General features: G+C 36.2%; 15 protein-coding genes and 1 riboswitch. Of the genes, 5 read left to right on the top strand and 10 right to left on the bottom strand.

Features of this window, described 5'->3' with window-relative positions; genetic code table 11:
• Positions 1-197: 197 nt before the first annotated feature.
• The 4 genes from ACLMCG_RS05620 to ACLMCG_RS05605 form a co-directional block, all read right to left on the bottom strand.
• Positions 198-1,073, bottom strand: coding sequence for a LysR family transcriptional regulator (locus ACLMCG_RS05620; protein WP_413959108.1), 876 nt, complete (start codon positions 1,071-1,073; stop codon positions 198-200).
• Between the two features lie 113 nt (positions 1,074-1,186).
• Positions 1,187-2,494: a voltage-gated chloride channel family protein gene (locus ACLMCG_RS05615; RefSeq protein WP_413959107.1), complete on the bottom strand. Its 1,308-nt coding sequence runs from the start codon at positions 2,492-2,494 to the stop codon at positions 1,187-1,189.
• 31 nt (positions 2,495-2,525) lie between these two features.
• A riboswitch (Fluoride riboswitch) is annotated at positions 2,526-2,593 on the bottom strand.
• Between the two features lie 195 nt (positions 2,594-2,788).
• Positions 2,789-3,628 (bottom strand): GLPGLI family protein, encoded by an 840-nt coding sequence (locus ACLMCG_RS05610; protein ID WP_413959106.1) that lies wholly within the window; start codon positions 3,626-3,628, stop codon positions 2,789-2,791.
• A 100-nt stretch (positions 3,629-3,728) separates the two neighbouring features.
• On the bottom strand, positions 3,729-4,196 hold the full coding sequence (locus ACLMCG_RS05605; protein WP_047423514.1) for an acyl-CoA thioesterase: 468 nt from the start codon (positions 4,194-4,196) through the stop codon (positions 3,729-3,731).
• Positions 4,197-4,316: 120 nt separating this feature from the next.
• Here ACLMCG_RS05605 and ACLMCG_RS05600 point away from each other — a divergent pair, with 120 nt between their 5' ends.
• Entirely contained in the window at positions 4,317-4,673 is a 357-nt protein-coding gene (locus tag ACLMCG_RS05600; RefSeq protein ID WP_413959105.1) for an arsenate reductase family protein, read from the top strand.
• Between the two features lie 103 nt (positions 4,674-4,776).
• A complete protein-coding gene (locus ACLMCG_RS05595) occupies positions 4,777-4,995 on the top strand; it encodes a hypothetical protein (protein WP_413959104.1) in 219 nt (72 codons plus the stop codon).
• Between the two features lie 59 nt (positions 4,996-5,054).
• On the opposite strand, the gene gcvT is transcribed toward ACLMCG_RS05595, so the two are convergent.
• The 3 genes from gcvT to idi are packed head-to-tail and all read right to left on the bottom strand — an operon-like array spanning position 5,055 to position 7,124.
• Positions 5,055-6,131, bottom strand: a complete 1,077-nt coding sequence (gcvT, locus tag ACLMCG_RS05590) for a glycine cleavage system aminomethyltransferase GcvT (protein WP_413959103.1) — start codon at positions 6,129-6,131, stop codon at positions 5,055-5,057.
• 9 nt (positions 6,132-6,140) lie between these two features.
• Positions 6,141-6,614 carry a hypothetical protein gene (locus ACLMCG_RS05585; protein WP_223600288.1) on the bottom strand — a complete coding sequence of 158 codons (474 nt, stop codon included), beginning with the start codon at positions 6,612-6,614 and terminating at the stop codon, positions 6,141-6,143.
• Positions 6,615-7,124 carry an isopentenyl-diphosphate Delta-isomerase gene (gene idi, locus ACLMCG_RS05580; protein ID WP_413959102.1) on the bottom strand — a complete coding sequence of 170 codons (510 nt, stop codon included), beginning with the start codon at positions 7,122-7,124 and terminating at the stop codon, positions 6,615-6,617.
• A gap of 317 nt (positions 7,125-7,441) precedes the next feature.
• Here idi and ACLMCG_RS05575 point away from each other — a divergent pair, with 317 nt between their 5' ends.
• Together ACLMCG_RS05575 and ACLMCG_RS05570 are read left to right on the top strand one after the other, a co-directional pair.
• A complete protein-coding gene (locus ACLMCG_RS05575) occupies positions 7,442-7,852 on the top strand; it encodes a phosphoheptose isomerase (protein ID WP_047376850.1) in 411 nt (136 codons plus the stop codon).
• Between the two features lie 87 nt (positions 7,853-7,939).
• Positions 7,940-8,899, top strand: coding sequence for a D-2-hydroxyacid dehydrogenase (locus ACLMCG_RS05570; RefSeq protein WP_142716250.1), 960 nt, complete (start codon positions 7,940-7,942; stop codon positions 8,897-8,899).
• A 69-nt stretch (positions 8,900-8,968) separates the two neighbouring features.
• Here the strand turns inward: ACLMCG_RS05570 and mscL are convergent, their stop codons facing one another.
• Positions 8,969-9,346, bottom strand: a complete 378-nt coding sequence (gene mscL / locus ACLMCG_RS05565) for a large conductance mechanosensitive channel protein MscL (protein WP_413959101.1) — start codon at positions 9,344-9,346, stop codon at positions 8,969-8,971.
• A 245-nt stretch (positions 9,347-9,591) separates the two neighbouring features.
• Between mscL and ACLMCG_RS05560 the strand changes: the two genes are divergently transcribed.
• Positions 9,592-11,109, top strand: coding sequence for an NAD(P)H-hydrate dehydratase (locus ACLMCG_RS05560; protein WP_413959100.1), 1,518 nt, complete (start codon positions 9,592-9,594; stop codon positions 11,107-11,109).
• Positions 11,110-11,225: 116 nt separating this feature from the next.
• On the opposite strand, the gene lgt is transcribed toward ACLMCG_RS05560, so the two are convergent.
• On the bottom strand, positions 11,226-12,089 hold the full coding sequence (gene lgt, locus ACLMCG_RS05555) for a prolipoprotein diacylglyceryl transferase (protein WP_047385615.1): 864 nt from the start codon (positions 12,087-12,089) through the stop codon (positions 11,226-11,228).
• Between the two features lie 449 nt (positions 12,090-12,538).
• A complete protein-coding gene (gene yidD / locus ACLMCG_RS05550; RefSeq protein ID WP_047423501.1) occupies positions 12,539-12,790 on the bottom strand; it encodes a membrane protein insertion efficiency factor YidD in 252 nt (83 codons plus the stop codon).
• Positions 12,791-12,803: the final 13 nt, after the last annotated feature.

Here is a 12,803-nt window from a genome sequence, read left to right as displayed (position 1 = left end):
AAAGATGAAAGATGAAAGATGAAAGATGAAAGATCTTGTCGTTAAATTTTACTATTTGCTTAATTATATCAATAGGGTTGGGCTTTAGCCCAGCCAAATAAATTTTAAAAATTCCATTGGCTTTAGCCAAAACTTAAAAGCTTTGTATATTTTTAATAACCATGCTAAAAATAATAGAATTTACATCATAAGGGGGATTATTCTGCAAACCTCAGAAAAAGCTTAATCAGTTCAGATTGTTCTCCTTTAGGCAGAATAAAATGGAAGTCTCTTTCAATACTAAGGTTTTTAATGTCAATCACCGTCAGTACATTGTTTTTAAGTTCATTCAGGATGGTACTTATGGAAAGAAATGCCATACATTCCGAGTGGAGAAGATAGTTCTTGATACTTTCACTGCTTCCCAGCTGCATGACGGTATTCAGTTCATGGATATTGATTTCTTTTTCTTTAAGTCTGTTTTGTATAAACTCAAGAGTTCCGGAACCTTGTTCTCTGAAGATCAGATCCAGATGATAAAGATCTTTTAAGTTTAAGGTTTTATGCGCAAGTGGGTGATCTGATTTCGCTGCCAGAACTATTTCATCAGGTTTAAAAGTCTTATATTCAAAATAAGAAGACTGTGATTCTCCTTCAATGATCCCCAGGTCAATTTTTTCTTCTTTTAAAAGGACAGAGATGGCTTCTGTATTTCCAGTAAGAAGCTCAATCTTAATATCTTTATAGTACGCATTAAATTTCGCTAAAATTTCAGGTAAAATATACTGCGCAACAGTTGTACTGGCCCCGATAATCAGTTTTCCCTTATGCTGCTGATTGATCTGGCTGATCTCAAATTCCATGTCGCGGTAGATATTTCTGATCTTTTCTGCATGTTCGTACAGAATCTTTCCACTTTGAGTCAGCTGAATAGAAGTTCCTTTACGGTCAAACAGCTTGGCGCCTATCTGAGTTTCAATTTCTTTAATGTGTTTTGTAACAGCTGGTTGCGAAATATGAAGCTCTTCTGAAGCCTTAGTGAAACTTAATCGGGAAGCTACCGTATGGAAAACTTTTAATCTGTAATCGAACATGGGGTAAAATTACGAATTATTGTTGGAAGTAGTGGCGGGATGCGGGATGCGAGTTTCGGGGGTTAAAGTAACTAGAAACAAAAACAACTAGAAAACTAGCAACAGAAAGAAACTTATAAAAAATCCGAAATTGAACGATCCTGCTGACTTTCAAATCTTCTGTTTTTTGCTTCTCCGATTTTCTGTTGGGTATAAATACTGTTGTGGCCTGAAAGAAGGTAAGATACCACACAGGCAATGGCTATATATACGCCACATTCTGCTCCAAATAATTCGATTCCCATCAGCATACAGGCTAAAGGAGTATTGGTTGCTCCGGCAAATACTGCTACAAATCCCATTCCTGCCAATAATCCGAACGGCAACGGAATAAAGAGAGATAAAGCACTGCCTAATGTAGCTCCAATAAAGAACAACGGGGTAACTTCTCCACCTTTGAATCCGGCTGAAAGCGTAACAATGGTAAAAATCATTTTTAACACAAAATCATATAAAGGAAGCTGTTTTTCAAAAGATTCTACAATCACAGGAACACCTAATCCGATATATCGGGTGGTGCCCATCGCAAAAACTGCCAGGGCAATAATAATTCCACCTGCTACAGGACGAAGGGGTGGATATTTAATTTTTGATTTGAAAACAGAGCCTGCCCAATGAATGATCTTACTGAAAGCAGCAGCACAGACCCCGAAGGCTATTCCTGCCAGAATACTGTATAAAATAGGCAAAAACTCCAGTTTAGGAATGATGTCAATATGATAATGAGTGTGTTTTACATTCCATAGGTTGGTTGCCCAATCAGCCAGAATAGCTGAAGCAAAAGCAGGGAATATCGCATTATATCGTATTCTTCCGATCAGAAAAACCTCAAGTCCAAAAACTGCTCCGGCCAAAGGAGTCCCGAAAACAGAACCGAATCCGGCAGCAATGGCCGCAATAATCAATATTTTTCTTTCATTTCTGTCAAGTTTAAAAGGTCTGGTAAGCTGATCTGCAATAGCTCCTGCCATCTGAAGAGCTGTTCCTTCACGCCCTGCAGATCCTCCGAAGAAATGAGTTATCATTGTACCCAGATACACAAAAGGAGCCATTTTAAACGGAATAATTCCTTTGGGCTCATGAATAGTGTCAATCAACAAGTTGTTTCCTGCCTCAACATCTTTTCCGAAGTAATAATAGAGAAGTCCAATCAGAAATCCTGCTACAGGAAGCAATGCAATCAGCCAGAGATGATTTTCCCTGAAATCTGTTGCCCATTCCAACGATTGCAGAAATCCTGCAGAAGCAGTTCCTACCAATGCACCGATAATGATACTAATACATAGCCATTTTAAAATATAAGGCAGAGCCGGAAATTTTCTGAAGAAAAAGTGAGTGTAAAAAACTGCTTTTTTACCAAGTGTTCTTTGACTTTTTGACATAATAATCCTGATTAGTTATTTGTTAATAATCTTTTAATCAGGCGTCATCAGCTTTTGTAAAGCGGTTGGGTAAGGAAGAACACCATTTCCTTTTGATTATGCAAATATATGAATAAAGATAAAAGATAAAAGATAAAAGATAAAAGATAAAAGATAAAAGATAAAAGATAAAAGATATTGTCGTTAAATTTTAATATTTGCCAGGCCCTATCAATAGGGGTGGGCTTTAGCCCGCCCACATCAATTTAACACTTTGCACTGGCTTTAGCCCAAACTTAAAGATAAATCAGAGTTTTAATAGATTGGATAATGTATAGCCTTATCGATTTCGAGCGGGTTGTTGTATTTTCTTATCACTTCCTGCATACTTTTGGTTTGGGTATTCAGTTCATCCACATTATGGATTTCTTTTCCGTTGATATTTATTTTCAGGTCATTATTGGATTTGCTGAAATTATTTCTTTCAAAAGCAAAAGGATCATTGTAAAACTCCATGACCAGTTTATGTTTCTGCTTCTCATTGATGGGAATAGCTTTATTGCCGAAATTAGATTCAATAAAGTCATCAGTCAGATATACTTCCGGCAATTCCTGACTTTTAATAAGATGATAAATGAAGTTTTGCTGTGTGTCAGATAGTTCAAATATTAAACCCGGAAGCCCGCGGAGTTTAAAAGGGCCTTCATTAAAAGGAATATCTTTACAGAACCATGCCGTCCAGTTTCTACCTCCGAATTGGGTTGTAGCTTTTTGTAAGGTATAGCTGTCTGCTTTTTTGGTTTCACTCGAAATTGTCCAGTTTACTTTATCTGTAGTTTTAAAAGAATAATATCCGTTTTTGATGTTGATGAAATTTTCGTTCTCAAAAGAATTAATTTTTCGTTTCACCACCTGCCCGGACATATCTGTATGACTGGTATTCATCCCGAATTTTTTATTTAATGAATCTGTCGTCATAAGGTTTCTTCCGTAAAATTTCACCTCTTTTGGTGTGATATCCAATATCATGTTCAACTTATCATAAGTCGTTTCTGTAGAATCCATCTTATATTGCAGTTCATAAATAAACCGATGGGTCTGAGATTGAACCAAAGCTATTGTAAGCAATGCGATTAAGGTGAAAATACCTTTCATATAATGTGGTTAGTTTTGTTATAGTTGCTGGTTATCTAGTTGTTAGTTGCCCACAACCTTAAACTCTAAACCTTAAGCTTTACACCTTCGCAGCTAGTCTCTACAAAAACGGTTTCATCTCATCCTCAATCTGTGTTCTCAGCTCCATCAGGCGTTTAGCATATATTTCCTGCTGTTTTTCTTCCTCTGTTTCCGGTGTCCACTTAGGTACGGGCAGTTTTTTACCATTTTCATCTACAGCAACAAAAACGATAATACAGTGGGTTTTTTTCTCAAAATTCGGCTGCTTCAGGTTTCTTGAAAAAACATTGATAGCGATATGCATACTTGAAGTTCCGGTGTAGATCACCTGGGCGTCTACTTTTACCACTTCACCAATTTTAATAGGGTCATAAAAACGGATTCCGCCTACATATACGGTGACGGAATAATTACCACTCCAGGTTGTCGCACATGCATAACCGGCCTGGTCAATCCATTTCATAACACTTCCTCCATGTACATTTCCTCCGTAATTCACATCTGAAGGCTCCGAAATAAACTGAAAAGTAATAGGCTTGTTCTGCATCTTTATAAAATTTGAATAAAGTTATTTAATAATTTCCAAAGTTTTAGATTAAATCCTACTTTTGAAAGACGAAACTTTCAATGAAAACGAATTTTAACCAATAACAGATTAGAAACCATAATGAAGAAAGTATTTTATCTCAACACATGTGATACCTGCAGAAAAATTTTAGCCCAGTTCAATCTTACAGACTGGGAACTTCGCGAAATCAAAAAGGAGCCGATCACAAAAGAAGAATTGGCCGAAATGCATAAAAAAACAAAATCATACGAAGCATTATTCAGTAAAAAATCTACTCAGATCAAACTAAGAGGCTTAGATGTAAAATCATTGACAGAAAAAGATTTTAAAGAATTGCTGCTGGATCATTATACCTTTTTGAAAAGACCTGTTTTTATTACAGACAAAGAGATCTTTGTTGGAAATGATAAGAAAAATGTTGAAGAATTGCAGAAGTTCTTTGGGGTAAACGAATAAATAAAACTTTAAATAGTTGATCTATCCGGCTCAATAATGAATTCATTATTGAGCCGGATATTTAATTACATGTGTTGTAAGTGTTTGATTTATAATGTTATTTATGACTATATTTATAATCGCCAAAAAATTACAATATGAAACAAACTTTTCAAAAACAAAAAAACTGACCAGATCAGAATTAAAAGAGGTGAGTGGAGGAATTGCTTTCATCCCGCCTTGTAGTATTTTATGTGGACCTGCAGGAGGAGTGATTTCCAATACACCAGGCGTAGGAGATGCCTGTAGCCCGGACAGGAAAGTCTGCTGTATCTGTTATTAAACAAAAAAGAGGCTGTGAACATCACAGCCTCTCTTATTTAAGTATATCTTCAGAACAGATTATACAAAAGGAGCTTTTACCACTTTTGCAGGAATGTTCTTGTTTCTTACCTGAATAAAGATCTCAGATCCTAATTTGAAATGAGGCTTGTCTACATATGCAAGACCCAATCCGATTTTCTTCATTGGAGACTGTGTTCCGGAAGTTACTTTTCCGATTACATTCCCTTCAGCATCTACTACAGGATAATCATGTCTTGGAACTCCTTTGTCTGTAAGCTCAAAACCAACTAATTTTCTTGTAACTCCTTCTTCTTTTTGTTTTGCGAAAACATCTTTAGAAACGAAATCTTTATCAAACTTAGTGATCCATCCTAGACCTGCTTCGATAGGAGAAGTCGTATCATCGATATCATTTCCGTATAAGCAGAATCCTTTTTCTAATCTTAAAGTGTCTCTGGAAGCTAATCCGCAAGGAATAATTCCTTCTTCTTTACCAGCTTCCATTACAGCATCCCAAAGTTTTTCAGCACTTTCGTTATTGAAATAAATCTCAAAACCACCGCTTCCAGTGTATCCTGTGTTTGAAATAATCACATTATTTTCTCCGGCAACAGTTCCTACTGTAAAATGGTAGTAAGGAATTTCTGAAAGATTTACCTCTGTAAGCTTTTGAAGGATTTCAGTAGCTTTAGGCCCCTGAACTGCCAATAATGACATCTCATCAGAAGCATTCGTCATTTTAGCCCCGAAAGTATTGTATTTTGAAATATGATTCCAGTCTTTGTCGATGTTGGAAGCGTTTACAACCACGAAATATTTGTCATCTTCCATTTTGTAAACGATAAGGTCATCTACAATTCCTCCGTTTTCGTTGGGAAGACAAGAATACTGAGCTTTTCCATTTTCCAAAGCATCTACATTATTAGTAGTTACAAACTGTAATAGATCTTTTGAACCCGGCCCTTCGATGAAAAACTGTCCCATGTGGGAAACATCAAATAATCCTGCTTTTTCTCTTACTGCAAAGTGCTCTTCTGTAACCCCTGAATATTGAACAGGCATTTCAAAACCTGCGAAAGGTACGATCTTAGCTCCCAAAGAAACATGTTTGTCGTACAAGGCTGTTTTCTTCATATTTAATTTTTATTTCTTTATTTTAAAACTGTTAAAAGTCTCATTGAATTGGGTCATGTAGTTTCCGTTCCAGAATTTCTGGCCACAGTTGATGGAAACTAAATATAAGTTTTTGTCTTTTTGAAAAACTTTGGTTATCCAGAACAACTTCTCTTTTTCATCAAAGTGTTCATACAGATATTCCGTATATCCTTTCTGGCTTTTTTTATCTTTTATCTTATTCTCTTGATCTTGTGACTGATAAAGTGCCAGGATGAATTTTTTTACTTCTTCTTTCGGAAGTGCCAAATCGTGATATTCCGAAATCGTAATGGCTCCTATCTGACTGGTTGGAAAAATATTGACGATCTCACTGTCATTCGTAGATTTCCAGCCGTCCGGAACATTAATAGAGTAGTTGGGACTTTCATAAACTTTTGCTTTTTGGGCAAAAAACAGACTTCCCGTTAACATTGCAGAAAAAAACAATATTTTCTTCATCATTTAAAAATGGTGTTTATATTCTTCGAGGATGATTTTGAACCATTCTGTAAAGTTTTCAGGATGTTCAGAGATTTCTTTATCCAGATTTTCGGGGGAAATGAATCTTACTTCTTCTACTTCTTCTTTATTCAGATTGAAATCGACTTCATGGTTTCCCACAAATACATGATCCAGCTCGTGCTCCCAAAGGCCGCCACCTACATCTGCTTTATAAATAAAATTGAATTTTTCTGAAAGTTCTGCCTCAATTCCGAGTTCTTCTCTCAGTCTTCGTATTGCTCCTTCCTTGTAGGTTTCCCCATCTCTTGGGTGTGAGCACACGGCATTGGTCCATTGATTGGGAGAATGGTATTTTCCTGAAGCCCTTTTCTGAAGAAGCATTTCTCCTTTACTGTTGAACAGAAATACAGAAAAAGCACGGTGTAACAGGCCATTGATGTGAGCCTGCTGTTTTTCCATCAGCCCTAAAACTTCATCCTTAGGATTTACTAAAACAACAAATTCTTCCATTCCTACAAATGTAAGAGTAATAAATGTATTTTGGAAATTTTTAGATAAACATCATGCTTTTTGTAATATCCGGGGATGCCGGAGAATGTTTACCTGCAAATCTGCAAATTCATTTTTGTCTTTTTTATCTGTTTTTATATATTAATCATAAAAAGAAATATCAAAACGAAAAATTTTAACTATTTGCAATGAAATGGTTGATAAAATATTGATATTATTCTTTAAATACTATTTTTTGTAGTATATTTTTAACTTAAACTAAGATTAATGTGCCTGATAGTTGTAAAAACGCTAACTTTGTTACTTAATATTTAGTAATGGAATTAGAATACATTGAACACATTAGTCCTATTCTAAAGGATGGCGTAAAAAATTACTTAATAGATATCGACGGAACCATTACAGATGACGTTCCAAACGAAGAACCGGAAAGAATGGTTACCTGTGAACCTTATCCTGATGCATTGGAAACTGTCAACAGATGGTATGATGAGGGGCACCAGATCTGCTTTTTTACTTCAAGAACCGAAAATCTGAAACAAATCACTATTGACTGGCTGGATAAGCATGGTTTCAAATACCACAGCGTACTTTGCGGAAAACCTAGAGGAGGAAATTATCACTGGATAGACAATCACCTGGTAAGAGCTACAAGATACAAAGGAAGATTTACGGATTTGGTAGAAAAACAAGTGACCATTGAAGTATTCAAAGAAGACGGCGAATAAAAATATAATTCAAAGATTTAAAGATTAAATGCGAACCCGGTTCCTTTAATTTTTAAATCTTTCATTTTTTAATATACTCGATATTTTATGAAAGTTTTAGCAAACGACGGCCTGGATCAATCTGGAATAGATGCATTGACAGAAAAAGGCTTTGAAGTGATTACTACAAAAGTTCCACAGGAGTTTTTGGTAGATTATATTAACGAGCACAAAATCCGTACTCTATTGGTGAGAAGTGCTACGCAGGTAAGAAAAGATATTATTGACGGATGTCCATCTATCGACATTATTGGCAGAGGTGGAGTAGGTATGGATAATATTGATGTAGACTATGCAAGAGAAAAAGGAATCCACGTGATCAATACTCCTTCAGCTTCTTCGGAATCGGTGGCTGAGCTTGTTTTTGCTCATTTATTTTCCGGAGCAAGATTTCTTCAGGATTCCAACAGAAAAATGCCTTTGGTAGGAGATACTGAATTTTCAGGTCTTAAAAAAGCATATGCTGCCGGTATCGAACTGAGAGGAAAGACAATTGGTATCGTAGGAATGGGAAGAATCGGGCAGGAAGTAGCAAGAATCGCTTTAGGACTTGGGATGAGAGTGGTTGCTGCTGATAATAATGTAGGTAAAGCCAGCATTAAAGTAAAGTTTTATAACAACCAGTTTATCAATGTCGATATCGAAACTGAACCATTGCAGGAGGTTTTAAAGCATTCAGACTTTATTACGCTGCATGTTCCGGCTCAGAAAGACGGCTATATGATCGGTCAGAATGAATTTGAAATCATGAAAGACGGAGTGGCTGTTGTAAACTGTTCCAGAGGAGGAGTTATTGATGAAGCTGCTTTAATTCAGGCTTTAGATTCCGGAAAAGTAAGATTTGCCGGATTGGATGTTTTCATTAACGAACCAACACCTTCTAAGGAAATTCTTAATCACTCTAAAATTTCTCTTACCCCTCACACAGGAGCATCTACTCTTGAAGCACAGGACAGAATTGGGCTTTCTTTGGCAGAGCAGATTTCAAGTATCTTACAGATTCAATAATTGAATGATATTATACAACAAAAGCACCTCAGTTGAGGTGCTTTTTTATTTTGAATTATTGTTATCAGATTAGATATTTTTGCTTTTCAACAAATCTCTGATCTCTGTCAGTAGTTTTTGATCCTCTGTAGGTCCTGTAGGAGCCGGAGCATCTTTTTTGTTGACTTTATTGGCTAGTTTGATGATCCAGAAAAGAACCATGGCAATACAAAGGAAGCTGATTACTGCTGAAAGGAAATTTCCATACGCAACCCCGTTCCATGTAAGTTTTGCAATATTTTCTGCGCCTGCTGCTTTTAATGCCGGATTCAGTATCAGAGGAGTGATTACATCTTCTACCAAAGACGAAACAATTTTACCAAATGCTGCACCAATGATCACACCGACAGCAAGATCGAGAACATTCCCCTTAAAGGCAAACTCTTTAAATTCTTTTACAAATCCCATAATTTATATTTTTTTAATTAGTATATACACAAAAATATAATTAAAAAATGTAAAAAACACTACTTTTTATAGTTTTTTATTCCCAAAACATTGAGTTTTATGATGAATTCATAGAATTGGATTTAATGAATATTTTAGCTTTATACAGATACTTTATTTCATTCATGAGGTCTCCTTATTTTTATTATTGAGGTGATACCATAATGAAAAATCTTTTGTAATTTGCTTAAAAGTTTGTTTTACCTATGAAGATTTTTACCGCAGAACAGATTCGCAGCTGGGATCATTTTACGATTTCCCATGAACCGGTTTCATCCATCCAGTTGATGGAAAGAGCTTCGATGGCTGCAGCCCACTGGATTTCGGAACATTGTAAAAATCATAAAAAGCTGGCCATATTTTGTGGCAATGGAAATAATGGAGGAGATGGATTGGCGGTGGCAAGAATACTCTACCTGAAAGGTTTTGATGTGGATGTATTTGTTGGTGATTCTAAACGGAAATTTTCAGAAGATGCTTTGGTCAATCTGAAAAGGCTTCGTGATTTATCAGGAATTTCGGTCAGAAAATTTGATCAGAATGAACACTATAATTTTGATGATAAAACAATTATTATTGATGCTCTTTTCGGAACAGGTTTATCCAGACCGTTGGAAGGAGAGTTGAAAGGACTTGTTGAGCAGCTGAACTCCAAAAAGAATATTAAGATATCCATTGATGTGCCTTCCGGATTATCTTCAGATGAAATATTTGATAATGATCCTGTTATTCTGAAGTCTGATTACACATTGACTTTTCAAGGCTGGAAAAGAACTTTCCTTCATCCCGAAACCGGAAAATATACCGGGAAAGTAGAAGTGCTGGATATTGATTTAAACAAAACCTATGCTGATACCACAGATTCGGAATATTTTATCATTGATGATCAGCTGATAGAATCTATATTCAAGCCCAGACAGGAGTTTTCCCATAAAGGAAGCTATGGTAAGGTTGCAATCATAGGAGGAAGTTATGGGAAAATAGGAGCTGCCGTTCTGGCTACACAATCTGCCTTAAAAACCGGAGCCGGGCTGACCTTTACGCTGGCACCGGAATGTGGATATGAGATACTGCAGACCTCTTGTCCGGAAGCCATGTTTATAACGGGAGGAAAACAGTTTATAACAAACTTTGAGATAGACAAAGACTTGACCTGCGGTATAGGACCTGGACTGGGAACTCATCCGGATACTGAGAAAAGTTTTCTGAGCTTTCTTAAAAACTATACCAGTCCGATGATTCTGGATGCCGATGCATTGAATATCATTTCTAAAAAGGCAGGAAATCTGAAATTAATTCCAAAAAAATCAATTATTACTCCTCATCCTAAAGAGTTTGAAAGGCTTTTCGGAAGTACAGAAAATTCTTTTAAGAGACTTGAGCTGGCCAGAGAAAAGGCAAAAGAGTATCATATTTATATTGTTTTGAAAGATCATCATACACAAATTATTACCCCGGAGGGAAATGTATTTTACAATATAACGGGAAATGCGGGTCTTGCGAAAGGAGGCAGTGGAGATATCCTTACCGGAATTCTCACCTCACTTTTAGCACAGGGATATTCTGAAGAAGAAACCTGTATTTTAGGGATATGGATTCACGGAAGATCGGCTGATCTTGCTTCGGAAAGGCATTCAAAAGAATCTATGCTTCCTACGGATGTTATTAGTGAATTTGGAAGCGTTTTTGAGGAGCTGAATCGAAAAGTTGCCAGAAGTTTGTAACAGAAAATGAACTGAACGGCTTTTAAAATAAGTTTAAAAGAAAAAGGCAAATCTGTAGGAGTACAAATTTGCCTTTTTTATCTTAAAACCGAAGTTATTCTATTTCCAGTTTGTGCTTATGCCTTTTCAATATACTCAGGTTTTTCATTTTCTTCCGGAGTAATCTTAAATTTCTTAGAAACGATCATGATAACAACACCGGCAATCATAAATGGAATGGAAAGTACCTGACCTGTGTTCAGACCTCCGATCTGGATGAATTCATCACCTTGCGGCTCTTTAAGGAACTCAACAAAGAATCTGATCGCCCAAAGAATAATAAAGAATAAACCGAATAGCCATCCCTGCTGATATTTTTTATCTGTTTTTCTGTAAAGTATCCATAACAAAATGAATAGAAGAACATACCCTACAGCTTCAAATAACTGACTTGGATAACGAGGTACGGTAAGGCCATATTCACTGCTTTGCTGTGGGAAAAGTAATGCAAACGGAGAATTTGGATCAGCTGGTTTACCAACGATTTCAGAATTGAAAAAGTTCCCCATTCTTACAAATGCACCTCCTAACGCAACTACAATACCTAATCTGTCATATACCCAGAAAGGATTTTTTTTGATGATTTTAAATGAGTAATACAGCGTCGTGAAGATCAAAGCGATAGTAGCACCATGGCTTGCCAGTCCTGAAAACCCTGTGAATTTAAAACCATTTTTTGTGCTTATGGGTAAAAATACACTCCAGAAATCCTCTTTAAACAATTCCGGCTGATAGAAAATAACATGTCCTAATCTCGCCCCAAGGATTGTTCCAATTAAAGTCCATGTGAAAAGAGGTTCAAGGTATCTTTGGTTAATATTGTCAATCTTAAAGATTCTCGTCATTAAAACATATCCGAAACCAAATGCAAATACAAACATCAAACTATAAAAGTGAAGAGTAAATGATCCGATATGAATTCCTTTCGATGGATCCCATATTTTGAATGAAGTTTTAAGTTCTACCTTATCAGAATCAGTAATGGGTTTTACAGTTTTTACCGCATATTTAAACGTTGTAACATTTTCCTGAGTCGCAGCGGTATTGATCAGCTTAAAGTTTTTATCAAAAAACTGATAGTTGGAATCTTTGAACCTTGCTAATGCTGAAGCTGCATAATTATAATAAGAAGGTTCAAGGCTGGATCCGTTAAGGATCACAACAAAAGAATGGCTCTTATCTGATTCTCTGTCCGGAAAAGCGGTAAGGTCTCCCATTTCTGTAGTAGAATAGATTTTTACAGGAACATTGCTTCCGTTGACATCTAAAGTTCCGTCAGATAAACCTCCAGGGTATTCCTGTGCAAAAAAAAGCTGCGTGGTGAACGCAAACAGCACAAGATAAATTCTGAAAAAAATAGTATTCATTTTCTATTGATTTAATAGTTTGATTATTGACATTTATGTTTGGGCGGAACGGGATCATAACCGCTGCCTCCCCACGGATGGCATCTCAAAATTCTTTTAAATCCCAGCCAGAATCCTTTAAAGATCCCATGAACCCGAAGAGACTCAATCATATAATGAGAACAGGTGGGTTCGTAACGGCAGTTTTTGGGAAGTAAGGGCGAGATGAACCATTGGTAAAATTTTATCAAAATTACCAGCGGAAATGTAATGATTTTATTGAATGTAAGTTTCAAAACAATGCAAAAA

Origin of the sequence: Chryseobacterium sp. S90 (assembly GCF_047444895.1) — a bacterium.
GTDB lineage: Bacteria > Bacteroidota > Bacteroidia > Flavobacteriales > Weeksellaceae > Chryseobacterium.
The sequence above is the reverse complement of the archived record's forward strand: the minus strand, read 5'-3'. Positions and strand labels throughout refer to the sequence as shown.